Source organism: Microbacterium sp. (assembly GCF_032084865.1).
Lineage (GTDB): Bacteria > Actinomycetota > Actinomycetes > Actinomycetales > Microbacteriaceae > Microbacterium.
The window spans coordinates 1-22,069 of record NZ_DAMDLU010000033.1; the positions used below are offsets into that span (position 1 = coordinate 1).

18 protein-coding genes are annotated in these 22,069 nt (G+C 69.8%); 8 read left to right on the plus strand and 10 right to left on the minus strand.

Annotated features, from left to right (window positions below; translation table 11 throughout):
* The 3 genes from RT309_RS05405 to RT309_RS05415 form a co-directional block, all read right to left on the minus strand.
* The coding region (locus RT309_RS05405) for a DUF255 domain-containing protein (RefSeq protein WP_313355858.1) at positions 1-832 on the minus strand (832 nt) is incomplete at its 3' end.
* Between the two features lie 69 nt (positions 833-901).
* Positions 902-1,738 (minus strand): aldo/keto reductase, encoded by an 837-nt coding sequence (locus RT309_RS05410; RefSeq protein ID WP_313355859.1) that lies wholly within the window; start codon positions 1,736-1,738, stop codon positions 902-904.
* A 19-nt stretch (positions 1,739-1,757) separates the two neighbouring features.
* Entirely contained in the window at positions 1,758-3,005 is a 1,248-nt protein-coding gene (locus tag RT309_RS05415; protein WP_313355860.1) for a heparan-alpha-glucosaminide N-acetyltransferase domain-containing protein, read from the minus strand.
* Between the two features lie 60 nt (positions 3,006-3,065).
* On the opposite strand from RT309_RS05415, the gene hrpA reads away from it, so the two are divergent.
* The 5 genes from hrpA to RT309_RS05440 all read left to right on the plus strand — a co-directional run bounded on the left by hrpA (position 3,066) and on the right by RT309_RS05440 (position 11,552).
* A complete protein-coding gene (gene hrpA / locus RT309_RS05420) occupies positions 3,066-7,169 on the plus strand; it encodes an ATP-dependent RNA helicase HrpA (RefSeq protein WP_313355861.1) in 4,104 nt (1,367 codons plus the stop codon).
* A gap of 66 nt (positions 7,170-7,235) precedes the next feature.
* Positions 7,236-8,180 carry an NADP-dependent oxidoreductase gene (locus tag RT309_RS05425; protein WP_313355862.1) on the plus strand — a complete coding sequence of 315 codons (945 nt, stop codon included), beginning with the start codon at positions 7,236-7,238 and terminating at the stop codon, positions 8,178-8,180.
* 84 nt (positions 8,181-8,264) lie between these two features.
* Positions 8,265-9,605 carry a PLP-dependent transferase gene (locus RT309_RS05430; protein ID WP_313355863.1) on the plus strand — a complete coding sequence of 447 codons (1,341 nt, stop codon included), beginning with the start codon at positions 8,265-8,267 and terminating at the stop codon, positions 9,603-9,605.
* A 50-nt stretch (positions 9,606-9,655) separates the two neighbouring features.
* The gene (locus RT309_RS05435) at positions 9,656-10,645 is read left to right on the plus strand and encodes a Gfo/Idh/MocA family oxidoreductase (RefSeq protein ID WP_313355864.1); all 990 of its coding nucleotides are present in this window, start codon (positions 9,656-9,658) and stop codon (positions 10,643-10,645) included.
* 1 nt (position 10,646) lies between these two features.
* Positions 10,647-11,552, plus strand: a complete 906-nt coding sequence (locus tag RT309_RS05440; RefSeq protein WP_313355865.1) for an NYN domain-containing protein — start codon at positions 10,647-10,649, stop codon at positions 11,550-11,552.
* Between the two features lie 23 nt (positions 11,553-11,575).
* Here the strand turns inward: RT309_RS05440 and RT309_RS05445 are convergent, their stop codons facing one another.
* The 7 genes from RT309_RS05445 to RT309_RS05475 all read right to left on the minus strand — a co-directional run bounded on the left by RT309_RS05445 (position 11,576) and on the right by RT309_RS05475 (position 19,565).
* Positions 11,576-12,583, minus strand: a complete 1,008-nt coding sequence (locus RT309_RS05445) for a sugar phosphate isomerase/epimerase family protein (protein WP_313355866.1) — start codon at positions 12,581-12,583, stop codon at positions 11,576-11,578.
* A gap of 23 nt (positions 12,584-12,606) precedes the next feature.
* Complete coding sequence (locus tag RT309_RS05450; RefSeq protein ID WP_313355867.1) at positions 12,607-13,458, minus strand: sugar phosphate isomerase/epimerase family protein; 852 nt, start codon at positions 13,456-13,458, stop codon at positions 12,607-12,609.
* An 87-nt stretch (positions 13,459-13,545) separates the two neighbouring features.
* Positions 13,546-14,742, minus strand: coding sequence for a substrate-binding domain-containing protein (locus RT309_RS05455; RefSeq protein ID WP_396654417.1), 1,197 nt, complete (start codon positions 14,740-14,742; stop codon positions 13,546-13,548).
* Between the two features lie 11 nt (positions 14,743-14,753).
* Complete coding sequence (locus RT309_RS05460; protein WP_313355869.1) at positions 14,754-15,842, minus strand: ABC transporter permease; 1,089 nt, start codon at positions 15,840-15,842, stop codon at positions 14,754-14,756.
* On the minus strand, positions 15,839-16,915 hold the full coding sequence (locus tag RT309_RS05465; protein WP_313355870.1) for an ABC transporter permease: 1,077 nt from the start codon (positions 16,913-16,915) through the stop codon (positions 15,839-15,841). The genes RT309_RS05460 and RT309_RS05465 overlap by 4 nt, the downstream gene beginning before the upstream one ends.
* Entirely contained in the window at positions 16,912-18,462 is a 1,551-nt protein-coding gene (locus tag RT309_RS05470; protein WP_313355871.1) for a sugar ABC transporter ATP-binding protein, read from the minus strand. The genes RT309_RS05465 and RT309_RS05470 overlap by 4 nt, the downstream gene beginning before the upstream one ends.
* On the minus strand, positions 18,459-19,565 hold the full coding sequence (locus RT309_RS05475) for a Gfo/Idh/MocA family oxidoreductase (protein WP_313355872.1): 1,107 nt from the start codon (positions 19,563-19,565) through the stop codon (positions 18,459-18,461). Before RT309_RS05475 ends, RT309_RS05470 begins: the two co-directional genes overlap by 4 nt.
* A gap of 114 nt (positions 19,566-19,679) precedes the next feature.
* Between RT309_RS05475 and RT309_RS05480 the strand changes: the two genes are divergently transcribed.
* The 3 genes from RT309_RS05480 to RT309_RS05490 form a co-directional block, all read left to right on the plus strand.
* Positions 19,680-20,870, plus strand: coding sequence for an ROK family transcriptional regulator (locus tag RT309_RS05480; protein ID WP_313355873.1), 1,191 nt, complete (start codon positions 19,680-19,682; stop codon positions 20,868-20,870).
* A 29-nt stretch (positions 20,871-20,899) separates the two neighbouring features.
* A complete protein-coding gene (locus tag RT309_RS05485; protein ID WP_313355874.1) occupies positions 20,900-21,520 on the plus strand; it encodes a DUF4166 domain-containing protein in 621 nt (206 codons plus the stop codon).
* The coding region (locus RT309_RS05490; RefSeq protein WP_313355875.1) for an NAD-dependent epimerase/dehydratase family protein at positions 21,517-22,069 on the plus strand (553 nt) is incomplete at its 3' end. The genes RT309_RS05485 and RT309_RS05490, both read left to right, overlap by 4 nt.

The following is a 22,069-nucleotide window of genomic DNA, read 5'->3' on the forward strand; positions in this document are numbered from 1 at the left end:
GCCACCCTGCGGCGAGCGCGACATCCATCAGCTGCGCGTTGTCGATCAGCATCCGCTCGTAGTGCGGCACCGTCCAGTCGCCCTGGGTCGCATAGCGGAAGAAGCCGCCGTCGACGCGGTCGCGCAGCTCCGACGCCGCCATCGCGTCGAGTGCCCGACGTGCGGCATCCGCCCCGCCTGAGAGCGGATGCTGCAGGAACCGCAGCGTCGTCGCCATCGGGAACTTCGGCGCTCCGCCGAAGCCGCCGTGCCGGTGATCCTCGCGCTGCAGGATCACGGCCGACGCCGCGGCGAGCGCGTCGGCATCGGGCATCCCGCCGGCTCCCCCCGTCGCCGCCTCACGCAACGCGTCGGCGACGGCGTCCGCCGACTGGATCACCTCGGTTCTCCGGTCGGTCCACGCCTCGCGCACCGCCGTGAGCACGTCGCGGAACGACGGCATGCCCCCGCGCGCCTCGGGCGGGAAGTACGTGCCCGCGTAGAAGGTGCGCCCCGTGGGCGTGGCGAACACGGTCAGCGGCCACCCCAGGCTGCGGGTGAACGCCGAGGCTGCGGCCATGAAGGCGGCATCGACCTCGGGATGCTCTTCGCGGTCGATCTTCACCGGCACGAAGTGCGCGTTGATCTGCGCCGCGGTCGCCTCGTCGGCGAACGACTCCCGCGCCATGACGTGGCACCAGTGGCAGGTCGAGTAGCCGATCGAGATCAGCAGCGGCACGTCGCGGCGCTGCGCCTCGGCGAATGCCTCCTCGCCCCACGGGTGCCAGTCGACGGGGTTGTCGGCGTGGGCTCGCAGGTAGGGGCTGAGTGTGTCGGCGAGCCGGTTGGTCATGCCCCCACGGTACGCCGAGACCCCCTGCCGCGGGCCGGTGCGCGGGCGGCAGAGGGTCTCGGCGGTGCGTCAGTTGAGGTCGTTCGGGTGCGTGCCCACGCGGCCCGAGCCGTCGAGCGGGTCGAGCCCGTCGATCGCAGCCATCTGCGCGTCGTCGAGCTCGAAGCCGAACACATCGAGGTTCTCGCGCATGCGCTCGGGACGCACCGACTTCGGGAACACGATGAACCCCTTCTGCAGGTGCCAGCGCAGCACGACCTGAGCAGGGGTGCGGCCGGTCGCCGACGCGGCGTCGGTGATGGCGGGTGTGCCGAACAGGTCGTACTTGCCCTGGCCCAGCGGTCCCCACGACTCGATGCGCACGCCGTGCGCGGCGGCCCAGTCGGTGATCTCGCGCTGCTGGTAGGCCGGGTGCAGCTCGATCTGGTTGACCGCGGGTGTCACGCCCGTCTCGGCGACGATGCGCTCGAGGTGCGGAACGAGGTGGTTCGAGACGCCGATCGAGCGGGCGAGGCCGCGCTCGCGGATGCCGATCATCTTCTCCCACGCGTGCACGTAGTTGTCGTTCGCGGGCGTGGGCCAGTGCACGAGGTACAGATCGACGGCGTCGAGGCCGAGCTTCTCGAGGCTCTCCTCGATCGCGCGATCCGGCTCGTCGCCGTCGTGGCGGTCGTTCCAGAGCTTCGTCGTGATGAAGAGCTCGTCGCGCGGAATGCCGCTCTTGGCGAGGGCCGCGCCGACGCCCTCCTCGTTGCGGTAGATCGCCGCCGTGTCGATGTGCCGGTACCCGGCCTCGAGCGCCTCGGTGACCGCACGCTCCGCGTCGTCGGCGGGCACGAGGAAGACGCCGTAGCCGAGCTGGGGAATCGTGTTTCCGTCGTTCAGTTCGAGAGTGGGGATCGTCATCCTTCCAGCGTAGGCGCGCTCAGCGCGACGAGCGCGGGACCGGCGTGCCCGAGACGGCCGCCGAGAGCCGCGACAGCAGCGTCTCCAGGGGTCCGCGCCCGAGCAGGATCGACCACAGGGTCGACGCGACGAGCAGCACCACCGCCGACCACAGCCACATGTCGAACGAGTCGAGGAAGACGCCCGGTCCGGCGATCAGCGCGTACGAGAGCACGTGCGCGCTGTACGCCGAGAGCGGCATCGACCCGAGTGCGGCGACCGGCAGCAGCATCCAGCGCAGCGGCGCGCTCGCCAGCAGGCACAGCGCGATCACCGCGACGGCGAACCCTCCGGACCCGACGATCTCGGCGGTGCCGCCGGAATGCGGTTCGACGGCGATCAGCGCGAACAGCGCGCTGCCCAGCGGATCCTGACCCCCGAGCTGGGTGAAGTACGACTCCCAGCCGGAGGCGGAGCCGGGGCCGGTGTCGCCCCCGCTCGCGCTGAGCGACAGCGATCCGTCGCTCAGCGACGACGCCGAGTCGGGGTACGCCGATCCGCCGAGCGTGCCGGCCGCAGCACCCAGTGCACCGATGCCGTAGCCCACAGCCGCGAGCACCACCCCGATCACCAGCAGCCGCACGCGATCACGGGTGCGGTCGAGTCGCATCCGGCCGATCGCCATCCCGCCGAGCAGCAGAGCGAGCCACACCGTCAGCGGGTAGGTTCCGAACAGCACGAGCGCCGCGCCGGGCCCGTGGGAGTGGAAGGTCAGGGCCTTCAGCAGGGCGAGAAGCGGGGGACCTGCGACCGAAAGCACCGCCGCCACGGCGAGCAGGTGCGATACGCGCCACCGCACGAACGCCGCCGCGATGACGTAGAGCGCCCCGTAGAACGTGAGGATGACGGCGATCGGCGTGCCCAGCAGCTCGAGCACGAGCCCGATGACGAAGATGACCGCGCCGCGGACGACGAGGCCGAGCCGGATCGCGGGCAGCTCGGAGACGTCGGGCAGGCGGGTGCGCCCGGTCATCAGCGCCACTGAGATGCCCGCCAGCACGGCGAAGAGGATCGCCGGCCGTCCGTGCACGAGGGCGCCCCACGTCGACGGGTCCAGCAGCGACAGCTCGGGGGTGGTGAGCAGATGAGCCGCCATCATGCCCAGCACGGCGAGCGCACGGGCGACGTCGAGCCCCATCAGACGCGGCGGCCGCCCGAAGCCGGTGAACCAGGCGCGCAGCGTCGAGACCGGTCGCGGCGGGGCGATGTCGCCCTCGATCGTCGTCACCCGCTGAGTCTATGCACGCACGCGCGACGAGCGTGTGCAGGCGCAATACGATGAAGGGCTATGTCTTCGCCCGTCATCACCTACCCGCCGGAGCTGCCGGTCAGCGCCGCGCGCGACGAGATCGCCGCGGCGATCCGCGACAACCAGGTCGTCATCGTCGCCGGCGCCACCGGGTCGGGCAAGACCACGCAGCTGCCCAAGATCTGCCTCGAGCTCGGACGCGAGCGCATCGCGCACACGCAGCCGCGCCGGCTCGCGGCACGCACCATCGCCGAGCGCGTCGCCGAAGAGCTGCACGTCGAGCTCGGCGGCCTGGTGGGCTACAAGGTGCGCTTCACCGATCAGGTGTCTGACGCCACGCGCATCGCGCTGATGACCGACGGCATCCTGCTGAACGAGATCCACCGGGATCGACTGCTGCGCCGCTTCGACACGATCATCATCGACGAGGCGCACGAGCGTTCGCTCAACGTCGACTTCCTGCTCGGCTACCTGCGGCGGATCCTTCCCGAGCGCCCCGACCTGAAGGTCATCATCACGTCGGCGACCATCGACCCCGAGAGCTTCGCCGCGCACTTCGCGTCTCCCGCGGAGAATCCGGATGCCGAGGGCGACCCGGCACCCATCGTCGAGGTCTCGGGACGCACCTATCCCGTCGAGATCCGCTACCGGCCGCTCGTCGACGAGAGCACGACTCGGGAGGGATCGAGCGCCGAACGGCCCGAGCGGGGCGGTTCGCCGAAGAACGCCCGCGGATCCGACCGCGCCGGCACGGAGCCCGACGACGAGGTGACCGCGATCGTCGCGGCCCTGCGCGAGCTCGGACGCGAGGCGCCGGGAGACGTGCTCGTGTTCCTTCCCGGCGAGGCCGAGATCCGCGACGCGGCGGATGCCGTGCGGGGCGCGTACCGCTCGACGACCGCTCCCGTCGAGGTGCTGCCGCTGTACGGCCGGCTGTCGGCCGCCGAGCAGCACCGTGTCTTCGAACCGTCGAAGGTCGCCGGCGTGGCCCGACGGGTGGTGCTCGCCACGAATGTCGCCGAGACGAGCCTCACCGTCCCCGGCATCAAGTACGTCATCGACACCGGCACCGCGCGCATCTCGCGATACAGCGCCCGCTCGAAGGTGCAGCGCCTGCCCATCGAGGCCGTGTCGCAGGCATCCGCCAACCAGCGCTCCGGACGCGCCGGCCGCACCAGCGACGGCATCGCGATCCGCCTCTACAGCGAAGAAGACTTCGACCGGCGCCCCGAGTTCACCGAACCCGAGATCCTGCGCACTTCGCTCGCGTCGGTGGTGCTGCAGATGCTGTCGTTGGGCTTCGGCGACATCACCGAGTTCCCGTTCCTGACTCCGCCGGATTCGCGTGGGGTGAAGGCCGCCCTCGACCTGCTCGCCGAGATCGGTGCCGTGGACGTCGTCCGGGGCGAGCAGCCGCGTCTGACGAGGATCGGACGGGAGATCTCGCGGATGCCGATGGATCCGCGGTTCGCGCGGATGCTGGTCGCGGCGGCGTCCGGCACAGCGGGCGTGCTGGCTGATGTCATGGCGATCGTCGCCGGCCTGTCGATCCAGGATGTGCGCGAGCGCCCCAGCGCCGACGCGCCGCAGTCGGTGCGCGACGAGGCCGACCGGATGCATGCGCGCTTCGTCGACCCGACCAGCGACTTCCTCACCCTGCTGAACCTGTGGAACCACGTGCGCGAGCAGCAGAAGGAGCTCGGCTCCAGCGCCTTCCGGCGGATGTGCCGCAGCGAGCACCTCAACTATGTGCGCGTGCGGGAGTGGTTCGACGTGCACCGGCAGCTGCGCACCCTCGTGAAGACGGCGAAGCGCCCTTCGACAAGCCCTTCGACAGGCTCAGGACAGGCCGCAGGAACGCAGGGCGGTGGCGCCTCGGACCCGGATGCCGTGCACCGGGCGATCCTGTCCGGCCTGCTCTCGCAGATCGGCATCCTCGACGAGCGCACCGTCGCCGGCAGCGCGAACAAGGCCAAGGGAGAGAAGGGCCGCCGCATCGCGGAGTATCGCGGCGCCCGCGGCATCCGGTTCTCGATCTTCCCGGGATCGGGTCTGCGCAAGAAGTCACCGCAGGCGGTGATGGCCGCCGAGGTCGTCGAGACGTCGCGCACCTTCGCCCGCACGGTCGCCGCGATCGACCCGGCGTGGGCCGAGGCGCTCGCCGGCGACCTCGCCAAGCGACAGGTCACCGAGCCGCACTGGTCGAAGGATGCCGGCGCGGCCGTCGCCTACGAGAAGGTGACCCTGTTCGGCGTCGAGATCATCCCGAAACGACGCGTGCAGTTCGCGCGCATCGACCGCGCCGGCGCACGCGAGCTCTTCCTGCGGCACGCGCTGGTCGAGGGCGAGTGGGACCCGCAGCGCTCAGACAAGCGGGTCAGCGCGTTCTGGCGCGCCAACGCCGAGTTGCGCCGCCGGATCGAGAAGCTCGAGGAGCGCGAACGCCGCCGCGACATCCTCGCCGGCGACGAGTCCGTGTTCGCGTTCTACGACGAGCGCGTTCCGCGCGAGGTGTTCGACGTGCGCTCGTTCGAGAAGTGGTGGCGCGACGCGCTGCAGACCACGCCCAAGCTGCTCGTGATGCGCGAGAGCGACCTGATCGACGACGACGATGGGTCCCTGAGCCTGTCGAATGGCGGGCAGAGCGAGTTCCCGACCCGCTGGCAGCAGGACGATCAGGTGCTCGGTCTCGCGTACCGGTTCGAGCCCGGCGCCGACGACGACGGCGTGAGCGTCGTGGTGCCTCTCGCGCTGCTGCAGCAGATCCGCGACACGGGCTTCGACTGGCAAGTGCCGGGCCTGCGGGCAGAGCTGATCACCGCACTGCTGCGCGCCCTGCCGAAGGCGATCCGTCGGCACGTCGTGCCCGCAGCCGACTGGGCCGAGAAGTTCGGAGAGCAGCTGAGCGCGGACGGCCCCGAGCACCACGCGGGCGTGCCGGCCCGCTCACTCAAGGTGGCACTGGCGACGCTCATCCAGCCGCTCGCCAATCAGCCGGTCTCCGCCTCCGACTTCGACGACGCGCGCGTGCCGGGGCACCTGCTGGTGAACTTCCGCGCGGTGGATGAGAGAGGGCGCGTCGTCGGATCCGACCGCGACCTCACCGTGCTGCAGCAGCGGCTGTCCGACCGGTCGCGGCAGAGCGTGACCCGCTCGCTCGCCCGGCACGAGGCGAACGGGTCCCTGAGCCTGTCGAAGGGCCCATCAACCGGGTCCCTGCGGCCTGTCCTGAGCCCGTCGAAGGGCCTGCCGAAGGGCCCGATCGAACGCGACGACCTCACCGACTGGACCTTCGGCGACCTGCCCGACCTGCTCGACACGAAGGTCGCGGGCGGCACGGTGCGCGGCTACCCGGCCATCGTCGACCGCGGCAAGTCGGTCTCGGTGCGGGTCGAGGCGACGGCGGATGCCGCGGCTGCGGCCACCCGCGACGGCGTGCTGCGTCTCGTGCTGCTGAACGTCCCCTCGCCCGCGTCGTACGTCCAGAACCATCTGACCGCGCCCGAGAAGCTCGCGCTCGCGGCGTCGCCGTACCCGAACGTCGCGAAACTCATCGAAGACGCCCGCACGACGGTCGTGCGCGCCCTCATCGACGAGCGCATCCCGGGCGGGGTGATCCGCAGCGAGGCGGACTTCCGGCGCGTGCGCGACGAGGTCAACGCAGAACTGGTCGACCGCCTCTTCGCGTGCGTATCGCTCGTCGCGAAGATCCTCACCAGGAGCCGCGATGTCGAGCGCGGCATCAAGTCGCAGAACTCGCTCGCCCTGCTCGGTCCGCTGAACGACATCCGCTCGCAGCTGAGCGGTCTGATCCGCCCCGGGTTCATCTCGGCGACGGGCACCGAGCGGCTCGCGCATCTGCCGCGGTACCTCGACGGGATGCTCGAACGACTGAAGACCCTCGCGAACGAGCCCGGCAGAGACCGCGCGCGGATGACCGAGTACGAGCGGGTCGCGCAGGCGTTCGAGGACGCCGGCGGCGGCATCCCCCTCCCTCCGGATGCGCCGGCACACCTCGTCGAGGTGCGCTGGCTGCTCGAGGAGTACCGGATCAGCGTCTTCGCGCAGCGCCTCGGCACCGCGCAGCCGGTCTCCCCGCAGCGCATCATGAAAGCGCTGAGCAGGGCATCCGGAGAGCGCTGAGCAGGGCATCGGAAGGCGCCGAGCGGCTCGTGCGTCCTCCGGACCAGTCCGGGTACGGTGGGGCGCATGGCTCACGCAATCGTGTACACCGAGATCGGCACCCCTGACGTCCTGCGGCTGACCGAGATCCCGGATCCGGTCGCCGGGTCCGGCGAGGTCGTGGTGCGCATCGAGGCGGCCGGGGTGAACCCGCTGGATGCCAAGCTGCGCCGCGGCGCGCGACCCTCTGCGCCCATCACCGAGCCGCGCCGCGTGGGCTTCGACGGCGCGGGCGTCGTGGCGAGCCTCGGTGAGGGCGTCACCGGATTCGAGATCGGCGACCGCGTCGTCATCGTCAACGTGCTCGGCACCTATGCGAGCGCCCTCGCCGTGCCCGTGTCGAAGCTGTTCCGCCTCTCCGACGGCGTGACGATGACCGAGGGCGCGAGCCTCGGGATCCCGGTCGGCACTGCGTACCAGTGCCTGCGCTCGCTCGGGGTCGAGAAGGGCGACACGCTGCTCGTGCACGCGGGATCGGGCGCGGTCGGCCAAGCCGCCGTGCAGTTCGGCGTGCTCTGGGGTGCGCGGGTCATCGCGACGGGCAGTCCCGAGCGCTTCGAGCAGCTGCGCTCGCTCGGCGCCGAGCCGGTCGCGTACGGCGACGGCCTGACCGAGCGCGTGCGCGCACTCGCCCCGGAAGGGGTGACGGTCGCGCTCGACTGCGCGGGCACCGACGAGGCGATCCGCACCTCGCTCGCACTGGTCGATGACCGCGAGCGCATCGCGACGATCGTGCGGGGCCCCGACGCCGCCGATTTCGGCATCCGCGCGTTCTCCGGCGGCAGTCCCATCCCGCTCACCGACGAGGAGCAGGCGTGGCGGCAGGACGCCATCCCGCTGACCATCAACCTCATCGAGGCGGGCGATTTCCAGATCGAGCTGGGCCCCGAGCTTCCCCTCGCCGACGCGGCGAGCGCGCACGAGCTGATCGAGCAGCACGCCGCGAACGGCAAGATCATCCTCGTTCCCTGACCGGATCCGCCGCCGCGAGACGCGCGCCGCAACAGTTCGACACACGAGGGGCGTCGGCGCGGTGCATCAGAGCATCATGAGCACATGACTTCCCCGTGTAGCGCGACGCCCCAGGGTTTCGCGACCGCCCAGGTGCAGGCCGGCTACCGGCCCACCGGCGTGATCAGCGCCGTGCCGCCGATCCACCAGACCGCGGCGTACGAGTTCGCGTCGCTCGCCGAGGCCGCCGACCTGTTCGCGCTGCGGCGCCCCGGCATCATCTACGGGCGCAACGCCAACCCCACCCAGCAGATTCTCGAAGAGCGCGTCGCGCTGCTCGAGGGCGGGGTGAGCGCGGTGGCCGTCGCCTCCGGGCAGGCCGCCGTGGCTGTCACGATCCTCGCGCTCGTGCATCGCGGCGGTCACGTCGTCGCCGCCGACCAGCTCTACGGCGGCACCATCGATCTGCTGCAGGAGACGCTCGACGACTTCGGCATCTCGGTCACCTTCGTCGATCAGGACGACCACGATGCCTGGCGGGATGCCGTCACCCCGCGCACGCGGCTGCTGTTCGCCGAGTCGGTGGCGAACCCGATAGCGCAGGTGCTCGACATCCGCGCGGTCGCCGACGTCGCCCGCGCCGCAGGCGTGCCGCTCGTCATCGACAACACCGTCGGCACCCCGCACCTCGTGCGCCCGGGCGAGCACGGTGCGGATTTCGTCGTGCACTCGGCCACGAAGTTCCTCTCCGGTCACGGCAGCTCGCTGGGCGGTGTGGTCGTCGATCAGGGCAGCTTCGACTTCGGTGCCGAGCCCGCACGGTGGCCGCAGTTCACCGCGCCGTACACGCGCTTCGGCGATCTCGTGCTGTGGGAGCGGTTCGGCGCGGGTCATGCCTTCGCCGCGCTCGTGAAGTCCAAGTACGTGCACGACCTCGGCCCGTCCCTGTCTCCGTTCAACGCGTGGCAGATCCTGCAGGGCATCGAGACGCTCGACCTGCGGGTCTCGCGGCAGTCGGCGACGGCACGTCTGATCGCCGAGCATCTCGGCGGGCATCCGGCCGTCGCCCGCGTTCACCACCCGTCACTCGACGACAACCCGTGGCGCGACGCCGCAGCACGCTACCTGCCGAACGGCGCCCCCTCGGTGTTCTCGTTCGACATCGTCGGAGCAGAGGACGACGGGGCGTTCGACCGGGTCGCCTCGGTCGTCGACGAGCTGCGGGTGCTCCGCCTCGTCGCCAACATCGGCGACGCCCGCAGCATGGTCGCGCATCCGGCGTCGATGACGCACTCGCACCTGACCGCCGAGCAGCGCGCCGCGGCCGGGATCTCGCTGAACACCGTCCGGGTCTCCGCGGGGCTCGAAGACCCGGCCGATCTCATCGCCGACCTCGACCGAGCGCTCGCGCCGCTGCTCGAGGATGCCCTGGTCGGCGCTCGCTGAGCTGAGCGTCCCCTGGTGGTCGATGTCGCTCGCCCCGATACGCTGATGCCATGACCGGACTTCGATGGGGCATCCTCGCCACCGGCGGCATCGCGACCGCCTTCGCATCCGACCTGCGCACCGCGGGCCTCGACCTCGCCGCGGTGGGTTCGCGCTCGCAGGAGTCCGCCGACGAGTTCGCTGCGCGCTTCGACATCCCGCGCGCGCACGGGTCGTACATCGACCTCGCCGAAGACCCCGAGGTCGACATCATCTACGTCGCCACCCCGCACCCCATGCACCATGAAGACGCCCGGCTCGCGCTGCAGAACGGCAAGCACGTGCTCGTCGAGAAGGCGTTCACTCTCAACCGCGCCGAGGCGGACGACCTGCGATCGCTCGCCGCCGAGAAGGGCCTGCTCGCCATGGAGGCGATGTGGACCAGGTACCTGCCGCACATGGTGCGGCTGCGCGAGATCATCGCCGAGGGCACCCTCGGCGAGATCCGCTCGGTGTCGGCCGATCACACCCAGAGTCTGTCGACCGACCCCGAGCACCGCATCAACGCCCTCTCGCTCGGCGGCGGAGCGCTGCTCGACCTCGGGATCTACCCGATCTCGTTCATCTGGGACGTGCTGGGCGCTCCCGACAGGATCTCGGCGACCGCGCGTCTGATCGAGACGGGCGCGGATGCCGAGGTCGCCACCACGATGATCCACGCGGGCGGTGCGATCTCGACGTCGTTCTCCTCCTCGCGCACAGTGGGGCCGAACAGGGCCGTCGTGCTCGGCACCGACGCGCGGATCGAGATCGACCGCATCTGGTACACCCCGACGTCCTTCCGCGTGATCGCCGCCGACGGAACCCTGCTCGAGGAGTACGATTCGCAGGTCGAGGGCCGTGGCATGCAGTACCAGGCGTTCGCCGCGGAAGGAGCTGTCGCCGCAGGTGACGTCTCCGGCGCGCTGCTTCCCCTTCCGATCGCCCAGTCGGTCGAGATCATGGGCACCCTGGATGAGATCCGGCGCCAGATCGGCGTCGTCTACCCGAGCGAGAGCTGACATGGCAGAGACAACGGGCCGCGTGGCCGTCTACCTCGACTTCGACAACATCGTCATCTCCTGGTACGACCGGGTGCATGGCCGCAACGCGTACGGCAAGGATCGCCAGCGGATCACCGACGACCCGAACGACGCCGAGGTCGCCGAGCGACTCAAGCAGGCGACGATCGAAGTAGGGGCGATCATCGACTACGCCTCGTCGTTCGGCACGCTCGTGCTCACCCGCGCGTACGCCGACTGGTCGTCTCCGGTGAACGCCGAGTACCGCTCGCAGCTCGTCGCCAGGGCGGTCGACCTCGTGCAGCTGTTCCCCGCGGCGGCGTACGCGAAGAACGGGGCCGACATCCGTCTCGCCGTCGATGCCGTCGAAGACATGTTCCGGCTGCCCGACCTCACTCACGTCGTCATCGTCGCCGGCGACAGCGACTATGTGCCCCTCGCACAGCGCTGCAAGCGGCTGGGCCGGTACGTGATCGGGGTGGGAGTGGCCGGGTCCACGGCGAAGTCGCTCGCCGCGGCCTGCGACGAGTTCGAGTCGTACGATTCGCTTCCCGGTGTGGTCCGACCCACAGTGGATGCGCCTGCCGCCGCGTCCGCAAAGGACAAGCCCGAGCCGAAGAGCACCACGAGAAGCCGCCGCACGCGCACCTCCGCCCCCAAGCAGGACGACCAGTCCGAGGCGACCGCCCTGCTCGTCCGGGCCCTGCGGCTCGGGCACGACAAGGCCGACGCCGACGAGTGGCTGCACGCCTCGGCGGTGAAGACGCAGATGCGCAGAATGGATCCCTCGTTCAGCGAGAAGGCGCTCGGATACCGGTCGTTCAACGACTTCCTGCGCTCGCGAGACGATGTCGCCGCGCTCGAGGAGTCCGGCCACGAGCGTCTGGTGCGCCTGCAGGAGGCCTGACCGGCGCGGGGGCGGCGCGGGGTCTACTGGTTGCTGAAGGCCGAATCGAACGCTGCCGTCGGCGTCGGCCACAGCAGGGACCGCACGAATTCGACCGCCTGGGCGGCCCCGTGCATGCGGTCCATCCCGGCATCCTCCCACTCGATCGAGATGGGGCCGGCGTAGCCGACGGCATCGAGCGCGCGGAACGCATCCTCCCAGGGCACGTCGCCGTGCCCCGTCGAGACGAAGTCCCAGCCGCGGCGCGGGTCACCCCACGGCAGGTGCGATCCCAGCACGCCGGCCCGGCCGTTCGGTGGGCGCATCCGAGTGTCCTTGCAGTCCACGTGGTAGATGCGATCCTGGAAGTCCCAGATGAAGCCCACGGGGTCGATGTTCTGCCACATCATGTGCGACGGGTCCCAGTTGAAGCCGAACGCCTCACGATGATCGATCGCCTCGAGAGCGCGCACCGAGCTCCAGTAGTCGTAAGCGATCTCACCCGGGTGCACCTCATGCGCGAAGCGCACGCCCTCCCCGTCGAACACGTCCAGAATCGGATTCCAGCGTTCTGCGAAGTCTTCGAATCCGCTCTCGATCACCTCGGCGGACACGGGTGGGAACATGGCGACGTACTGCCAGATCGAGGATCCGGTGAAGCCGACGACGGTGTCGACGTCCAGTTTGCGCGCCACGCGAGCCGCGCGTCTCATGTCGTCGGCGGCGCGCTGTCGCACACCCTCGGCATCACCGTCAGCCCAGACGTAGTCCCGCAGGATGGCCTGGTGGCGGAAGTCGATCGGCGAGTCGCACACGGCCTGGCCCGCAAGGTGGTTCGAGATCGCGAACACCTGCAATCCGTGCCGGTCGAGGATGTCCCGGCGGGACGCCAGATACGCGTCGTCCTCATCGGCGCGACTGAGGTCGAGATGGTCACCGGACGCGGCGATCTCGAGACCGTCGTAGCCCCAGGACGCTGCCAGCCGTGCGACCTCCTCGAAGGGAAGGTCGGCCCATTGGCCGGTGAACAGGGTGACGGGATGCTGTGCCATGTCGCTCCTTCGTGACGGATGGTTCAGGCGCCGAGGGCGCGCAGCGCTCGGAGGCTGCGCTCGGCCAGCTCGTCCTGCGAGGCGGCGAGCGGCCGCCACACCGAGGCGGCGACGGCGATCGTCGCGTTCTCGCCAGTGAAGCTCTCGAGGCCGAGTATGCCGGTGTAGCCGGCGTCGTCCAAGGCCTGCAGCATGGCAGGCCAATCGGTATGGTCGTCGCCGACGGCGCCGCGATCGCTGCCGCAGACCTGCACGTGCGCGATGGCTGCACCGGCGGAGCGCACGGAATCGGCGGGCCGCTTCTCCTCTATGTTCAGGTGGTACGTGTCCAGCGCGAGGCCGACACCGGCGCCGAGCAGGGGTGCCAGCGACTCGAGCCCCTGCGCGACGGTGTTGATCACGCTGGTCTCGTAGCGGTTCAGCGGCTCGACAGCGAGGGTGACACCACGTTCTGCGGCCGCGTCCGCCACCGGCGCCAGATTCTCACGCAGCTCCCCCACGACAGCCGCGCGCTCAGCGGCATCCATCCGCCAGGTCACCCCCGTCGGCGCGTAGAACGGGCCGGCGACGATCTCCGCGCCCACCGTCGCCGCCGCCCCGATACATTCGCGCAGGTAGTCCTGCGTGGCGGCGACGTCGCCCGCCCGGGCGATCAATGAGCGTCCAGGGCCCATAGCCCCGATGACGACCGCCCGCAGGCCGTGATCGTCGAGCACAGCCCTGGTGCGGGCCGGATCCCAATCCCCGACCCTCTCCAGCGGCAGCTCGAGAGCGTCGTAGCCCATCCCTGCGGCCCTGCGCGCCAGCGGTTCCAGCGACTCATCGGTCAGCGGCGATGTCCACACCCAGGTGTTGACGGCCAATGCACGCGGCATCCGATCACACTCCCTCTCTCACCTGACCGCTGTTCGCGCCGATCCGGCAGTCGTCCTCCCCATCGACTGCCGGGTCGGCGCGATGGGTCACGGGATCACCCGGTCCTGCCAGACCTGCGGGTAGCCAGGCAGTTTCTCGCCGCCGAACTTGGCGTAGTGCCCGTCGGGCATGCCTTCATTCGCGGTCAGGTAGTCGTCGAGCTCGCCTGCGGTGATCGGCTTCTGCGGCAGCACCCACTCCTTGGGCACCTCTTCGCCGGCGAAGATCTTCTGCGCGGCGAGCAGCGGCGTGCGCCACTGGAAGTTCGAGTACACCGGCGCGAGCGCCGTCATGCCCGTCTCCTTCCACTTGCGCAGGAAGCTCATCTCGTCCTCACCGGTCATCACCGGATAGTCGACGCCCGCGTCCTCGAACGCCTCGATGGCTGCGACGGCACCGTCGCCGGCATCCATCCACACGCCGTCGACGTCGCCCTTGGCGAGCTCGTCGCTGATGATGTTCTTGATCTCGGCCGGGTCGGCGCCCGTGAAGTAGTCGACCGCCTCGATGCCGGACTCTTCGAACAGCTTCTTCGCGCCCGCCCAGCGGTGCTCGAGTACGTCGACGCCGGGGAGAATACGCAGCGCCACGACCTTGTCGCCCTTCTCTAGGTTGTCGATCAGGAACTCCGCGGTGTCGATGCCCCAGGCGAAGCCGCCGATGGGGTGGATGAAGGTGACCTGACAGTCGGTGTTCACGCCGCGGTCGAAGACGACGACCGGCTTGCCCGTCTCGCAGGCGCGCTCGACAGCGGGCGTCATCGCCGCCGTGCTGTTCGGCGAGATCAGGAAGATGTCGCACCCGCCTTCGGCGATGAAGTAGTCGATGTCGGCGATCTGCGTGTCATCGGAGTCCTGCGCGTCGCGGGTCTCCATCTCGCTGATGACGCCGGCCGCCTGCAGCACCTTCAGCTGCTCGTTCATCGTGATCCACCCGGTCTGACGCCACGGGTTCGAGATCGACGCATTCGCGAAGCAGGCCTTCTTCGGCCCCTCGCCGGCGAACTCGGAGGTGTCGACCATCTCTGCGTTGATGTGCTGCAGGTACGGCTCGTCAGCCGGCCCCTCCGGTGTGACGTCCCGCTCGGCGGACTGCTTGTCGAACAGCGCCTGATCGAACCACTCGTCTGTCGACTGCGGCGCTTCGGATTCCTCGGTCTTCGGCGGTGCGACAGACGGGTCGGTGGTGCACCCGGCCAACGCGATGAGACCGAAGATGGCCACCCCAGCGGTGGCGATCTTCATCGATCGACGCATTACTGTTCTCCTCTGATCTGTGTGGCGCCCTCTGTGGGGAGGGCAGGTTTCGTGGACTGGCGAGCGGATGCGTCGGGCGACGGATCCGGCTCCTTCCCCGAGTCGGGAGAAGACTGTGCTGCCGAGCCGTTACGGCGGCGGCCGCGGAACGCAACCGCGGAATAGGCGACGGCGGCGATGATGATGACGCCCTGCACGGCGTCGCGGAGGGTCGAGGGAACACCGAGGATGTTCAGCAGCATGAAAAGCGCTTCGAGCACGAAGGCTCCCGCGGCCGCGGCGACGACCCAGCCTCGGCCGCCGCCGAGGACGACGCCGCCGAGGACGACCGCGGTGATCGCGATGAACTCGTATCCCCGCCCGACGGAGGGGTGCACGCCGGCATAGCCGACCAGCAGCACGGCCGAGAGTGTGGCCGACACCGACGAGATGACGAACGCCTGCGTGGTCGCCCAGGCGCGCCGGCCGCCCGCGTAGTCGACGGCTCGGGCGTTGTCTCCGATCGCGATGAGCAGCTTGCCGAGGGGACGCTTGGTCACCCAGACGGCCAGCGCCAGCCAGCCGATGAGGATCAGCGATGACCACGGGATGAAGTCGAGGATCGGTACGTCGCGGATGCCGCCTCGGCCGATCTGCCGGAAGCTGTCGGCGGGGTTGCCGGTGGCGGCCCCGCCGGTCCACCACATCGCGCCGCCGAGCAGCGCCAGCATCATCCCGAGCGTGGCGATGAAGGACGGAACCTTGAGGATGGTGGTGAGGGCGCCGTTGAGCAGCCCGACCACGACGCCGAAGGCCAGCATGAGCAACAGCACGGGAACGGTCTTCGCATCGTCGTCACCGACGAGGTTGCCGGCGATGATCACCTGGGCGGTGATGAGTGAGCCCTGCGAGAGGTCGAACTCGCCCGCGACGATCACGAAGAACTGACCGATGGCGACGATGGCGATCGGCGCGACTCGCTGGATGAACCGCATCAGCTGTCCCGGCTCGGCGAAGTTCGGGTTCATGATCATCACGGCCACCAGAAGCAGCACCAGCAGCAGGAAGACAGCCCCGCGGGGACTGACGAGGGTGCGCAGGAAGGTCATCGCGCACCTCCCTTCCTGGTCTCAGTGACAAGATCCGCTGCGGCAGCGGCCATCGCCGGCTCGGCGGCACGGGCGCCGGCATCCGACGCGCTGCGTATGCCATCGGGAGCGAACCGTGTACGGCGGCGGATGATGGCGCGGCGGCTGTAGACGGCCACGGCGGCGATGATCACCACACCGCGGACGACGTCCTTCAGGAACGGGTTGATCTGCATGACGCTCATGACGCTGTCGACGACCGCAAGGATCGCGACGCCGCCGATGCTGCCCCAGATCGAACCACGGCCTCCCAGCAGCAGCGTGCCGCCCAGCACGACTGCCGCGATGGAGAGCAGATCGTAGCCGCCCTGCTGCCCCACGGTGGGCGATCCCACCCCGAGCCGGCTGGCCAGCAGCAGGCCGGCGAGGCCGGCGAACAGCGAGCACAGGGTGTGCGCCACGATCAGCGGCGGGCGGGTGCGCACGCCCGAGAGCCGGGCGATCTCGGGGTCGCCGCCGACGGCGAAGAGGTGGGCGCCGGTGCGCGTGCGACCGAGCAGGAACCAGATGAGCACAGCGAGCAGGATCATGATGATCGTCGACACCGGCACCGGGCCGACGCCCGTGGCCCCAAGCAGCTGGAACTCCCAGGGCACCTTGCCGGCCGAGCCCTTGAAGCCGGTGTTGAGGATGCCCTGCAGGATGAGCCCCACGCCGAGCGTGGCGATGAAGCCGTTGACCTTCAGCACGGTCACGATCAAGCCGTTGGCCAGCCCGATCCCCGCGCACACCGCCAGCGTCAGCAGGATGGCGTAGGAGATGTTCGCCGGGTCGCCGTCCATCGTCGTCGCCGCGATCAGGCTGGCCATGCTCACGACGTAGACGACCGACAGGTCGAGCGAGGCGCCGATGATCACGAGCGTCTGCCCGATCGCCACCAGGCCGAGCACGCTCATGCCGGTGAGGATGTCGCGGATGCTGCCGGCGCTGACGAAGCTGCGGCCGACGCTGGCGGTGAGGATCGCGCCGACGACGAGCACGACCACGAGGATGGCCAGCACGATGACGGGTGCATCGATGCGGAGCTTCTTCATCGGGTGCCTCCGGTGGTGCGGTCGGTCCGGTGCGCACCGGTCGCGGCGGCGAGGATCTCATGCTCGGCTGATCCGGCCGGCAGCTCCGCAGTGAGCTCTCCATCCCGCATGACGAGGATGCGGTCGCTCATGCCGATCACCTCGGGCAGCTCGCTGGAGACCATGAGCACGGCCTTCCCCTCGGCGGCCAAGTCGCGCATGAGCGTGTAGACGGCATACTTCGCGCCGACATCGATGCCGCGGGTGGGTTCGTCGAAGAGCACGATCTGCGGTTCGGTGAGCAGCCACTTGGCCAGCACGACCTTCTGCTGGTTGCCGCCCGAGAGGAACCGTGCCTCCTGCGTCGTGCCGCGCGCGCTGATCTCGAGTGCGGTGAGTATGCCGGGTGCGCGGGCTGCCGCCGCGCGAGAGCGCCCGGCGAAGACGCTGCGCATCACCAGGAGGGTGTTGTCGAGCACAGACTGCCCGAGCGCGAGCCCAAGGGCTTTGCGGTCCTCGGTGACCAGCGCGAGGCCCGCGCGAACGGCTGAGCGAGCATTGCGGAAGCGCACCGGCTCGCCGTCGACTCGCATGCTGCCGCGGGTGAAGCCTTGCACGCCGAACATGGCCTCGACCAGTTCGGTGCGCCCGGAGCCCTGCAGTCCCGCGACGCCGACGATCTCGCCGGCGTGCAGCGCCAATGAGACGCCGTCGACGAAGGCGTTGCCACTGTCCTCCAACTCGAGCCGCACCGCGCCCCTGCGCGTGCCGTCGATCGGGTCGGGGAAGTACGACTGGATGGATCGCCCCACCATGCGGCGCACCAGCTCGTCTGTCGTGAGCGCGACCGTGTCGTCGGTCGACACGTGCCTGCCGTCCTTGAGAATGGTGATGCGGTCGCAGAGATCGAAGATCTCCTTGAGGCGGTGCGACACGTAGATCACGGCGACACCGCGCGAGGTCAGCCGACGCACGATCGCGTACAGCAGTTCGACCTCGCGGTCACTCAGGGCCGCAGTCGGCTCGTCCATCGAGATCACCTGCGCGTCGAACGAGAGCGCCTTGACGATCTCGACGATCTGCTGTTCGGCGACTGTCAGTGAGCGGACCCGCTCCTGAGGATCGATGAAGTCGACGCCGAGCTCCTCGAGCAGCTCGTGGGTGCGCGCCGCCATGGCACGGTTGTCGACGAACCCGAATCGGCGCGGTTCACGGCCGAGGAAGACGTTCTGCGCGACTGTGCGCTCGGGCAGCAGTGTGAATTCCTGGAACACGGTCACGATGCCGGCATCCATCGCCTGGCGAGGATGGGCGTAGTGCACCTCGCGACCCTGATACTCGATCACGCCATGGTCGGCGGGCTGCACGCCCGCGATGATCTTCATCAGCGTCGACTTGCCGGCGCCATTCTCGCCGACGAGGCCGTGCACCTCTCCCCGACGCACGTCGAAGTCGATCCCGCCGAGCACGTCGACGCCGAAGAACGACTTGCCGACTGCTCGCACGGCCAGCACTGTCTCGCCGACGACGCCCGTGACGTCGTGACCGGGATCCAGCGCCTGACTCATGACTGCACCTCTTCCCAGCGTCCACCGTCGGCGGCCGAACGCAGCACGGCGTCGGTGATGAGCGCGGCGCGCAGACCGTCGGCGAAGGTCGGCAGCCCTTCGGGCTCTGCGCCGGCGATCGCGGAGTACACGTCGGCGACGAAGCCGTTGAATGCGTCCTGGTACCCCATCGGGTGTCCGGCGGGCACACGCTGCAGTCGTGCCGAATCCGGCGCTGCGGTCGCCGGATCGCGGGTGACGGTCGTCGACGCGTCGCGCGCGCCAAGCCACAGCTCTTCGGGTCGCTCCTGGTCGAACCGCAGCGCCCGCTGCGCGCCGTGCAGCTCGATGACGAGTGAGTTCTTGCGCCCCGCGGCCATCTGCGAGATCAGCAGCGTACCCAGGGCACCCGACTCCATTTCGATCAGCAGCGCGGCGATGTCCTCGTTGTCGACGGTGTGCTCCGCCCGCTCGTCATACACGGTGCGGGTTCGGGCGCTGAGCCGCCGGATGCGCTCATCGCAGACGAATTCGATCAGGTCGCAGAGGTGCGATCCGATGTCGGCGAACGCGCGCGACGGGCCGCCCGCGGAGGTCGCCCGCCAGTCGTCGTCGGTGGCCAGCAGCATCCAGTCCTGCAGATATGAGCAGTCCAGGCTCAGCAGCATGCCCAGTTCGCCGCGGCGCACGCGAGCGCGCGCTTCGCGGACCATCGGGTGGTAGCGGTAGACGAACGGCACGGCCGCGACGAGATCGGATGCCGCTGCCGCGGCGGCCAGTTCACCGGCATCCGATGCGCTCGTCGCGAGCGGCTTCTCGCACACGACATGCTTGCCGGCGCGCAGCGCGGCCATGGCGAGCGCGGCATGGGTGGCGTTCGGGGTGCAGATGTGCACGAGGTCGATGTCGCTCGAGTCCAGCAGGCTCTCCGCGTCTGCCTCTGCGCGCTCCGCGGTGAGTGCGGCGGCCGCGCGCTCCCCGCCCGACGCAGTCGAGGTCGCGACGGCGACGATGCGGCCGCCGGCGTTGCGGGATGCGGCGCCGTGCACACGGGCCATGAACCCTCCGCCGAGGATGCCGGATCGGATCGTCCCGATGCCGGTGTGAGTGACATCCGTTGTCATGCCGGTGAGTCTGACACAGTTCTGCCACTTCTGCCAGCGTTCATGCAAAAGTTTTACAACAGGAACGCATAAGCCGCTTGGCGATGCTCACAAGACGTGTGCTTTACTGGCGAAATGGTGGATCTGACGAGCCCGACGACGCCGAGCACGACTGGCGCTGGCGAGATCTTCCAGCTGTTCCTCGACGGGCAGGCACGCACGAAGGCCGAGGTCGCCGCATCGACCGGCCTCTCCCGCTCGACTGTGGCAGCGCGCATCGATGCTCTGCTGGCGTCGGGGCTCATCCAGGCGGCTGGCGAGGCGACCTCCACCGGCGGGCGTCCTCCGGCGCGGGTTGCGTTCAATCCCCGTGCAGGCGTCTGCCTCGCCGTGGATCTCGGCGCTACTCACGCAACGGTCGCCGTCGCCGATCTCGGCGGGAGGATTCTCGACGCCAGCACCCGCAAGATCGACATCGGCGACGGCCCCGAGCCATTGCTGGAGCGCCTGCTCGACGACGGCGCGACACTCCTGAAAGGCATCGACCTGCCGCTGCTCGGGGTGGGCGTCGGCGTGCCGGGACCCGTCGAACATTCCACCGGGCGCCCCACGAACCCGCCGATCATGCCGGGCTGGGACCGCTTCGACGTGCCCGGGTATGTGCAACGGCTCTTCGATGTGCCGGTGCTGGTCGACAACGACGTGAACATCCTCGCCGTGGGAGAGCAGGCCACTTCGTGGCCGCAGACCCACGATCTGCTCTTCGTCAAGGTCGCCACGGGCATCGGCGCGGGACTCATCAGCGGCGGGCAGCTGCAGCGAGGCGCTCAGGGCTCGGCCGGCGATCTCGGGCACGTGCGCGTTCCGCGACCGGCGGGCAGTCGGCGCCCCGTCGACGATGATCGCGACCTGGAGGCCATCGCCAGCGGCACCGCCATAGCCGAAGCGCTGCGCGCACAGGGTATCGACGCGGCGGGAAGCGCAGACGTGGCTGATCTCGTGCGGGGCGGCAACGCGGCTGCCATCGACGCCACCCGTCAGGCCGGACGGGATCTGGGAGAGGTGCTGGCCACCGTGGTGAGCCTGCTGAACCCGTCGGTCATCGTTCTCGGCGGAATCATCGCCCGCGCTGGAGAGCATCTTCTGGCCGGAGTGCGCGAGGTCGTGTACCAGCGTTCGATCCCCCTGGCGACGCAGCATCTGACGATCGTGCAGAGCCAGGCCGGCGAGCACTCCGGCGTGCTGGGCGCCGCGATCATGGTGTCGCGGCACGTGCTCTCCGCCGCGAACGTCGACGCGAGGATCGCCGCCGAGCAGCGATCCTGACCACCGCGCCGTCCGGCTACGCTCGAAGCATGGATCACGTCCCCCAGTCGCCGTATCTCCGGGCTCTGGGCGAGCAGCGGCCGGAACTCCACCCGGCGCTGAAGGCGTACTTCTCTGCAGTGCCGCGCGGCAGCGTCGGCATCGGAGAGGGCGTGTTCGAGCGCGTCGGCACTCGCCGGCGCTGGCTGTGGCCGATTCTGCGGAGGTTCCAGGCCAGCGGCGCGGTGCTGCCGGGGTGGCACGAAGACGTTCCGTTCACCATCCGCAATCGCACGATCGCCGCTCGCGCGGTCAGTGTGCGCACCCTGCACCTTCCCGACGGCGACTGGGTCATGAAGGACGCCGTGTCCGCGCGCCCGGGAGGCCGCGTGGTCGACCAGATCGGCGAGCCGACGGCCCTCGCCGTGGCCTTCGACGTCGGAGTCGACGAGCACGCCCTCACGCTGCGCAGCACGGCGATCGGCGTGCGCCTCGCGGGATTCCGGGTGCGCATCCCGCGGATCGTCGCGCCTGTGGTGCGTCTGCGCGAGAGCGCCGAGAAGCACGCGGGCGTGCAGCGCATCGAGCTCACCGTCGACGCACCCCTGATCGGGCGGCTCTACGAGTATGCCGGCACGTTCACCTTCCGCGTCGAAGAGGAGCAGGCATGACACGGGTCGTCATCGGCGGCTCGACTGGCTTCATCGGGCGGCACCTGCAGCACAGGTACCGCGCCGAGGGCCGCGAGGTCGTCACGATCTCCCGCTCGGGCGCGGATCTGAGCTGGGGCGACCAGTCGGGCATCGACGCCGCGGTCGACGGTGCCGCGCTGGTCGTGGGGCTGGCCGGCAAGAGCGTGAGCTGCCGGTACACCCCCGCCAACCGAGCCGAGATCGTCCGCTCGCGGCTCGAGACCACGGCAGCGCTGAGCACGGCGATCAGCAGAGCGAGCGCACCGCCGGCGCTGTGGGTGAACTCGTCGACCGCGACGATCTACCGGCACGCCGAGGATCGTGCGATGACCGAGTCGACCGGCGAGCTCGGCACCGGATTCTCGGTCGAGGTCGCGAGGGCGTGGGAGCAAGCGCTGATGGCGGATGCCCTGCCCGCCACGCGCCGAGTGGCGCTGCGCACCGCCATCGTGCTCGGCGACGGCGGGGTGCTCGGCCCGCTGCAGACGCTGGCGCGCATCGGGCTCGGTGGCACGCAGCTCGACGGGT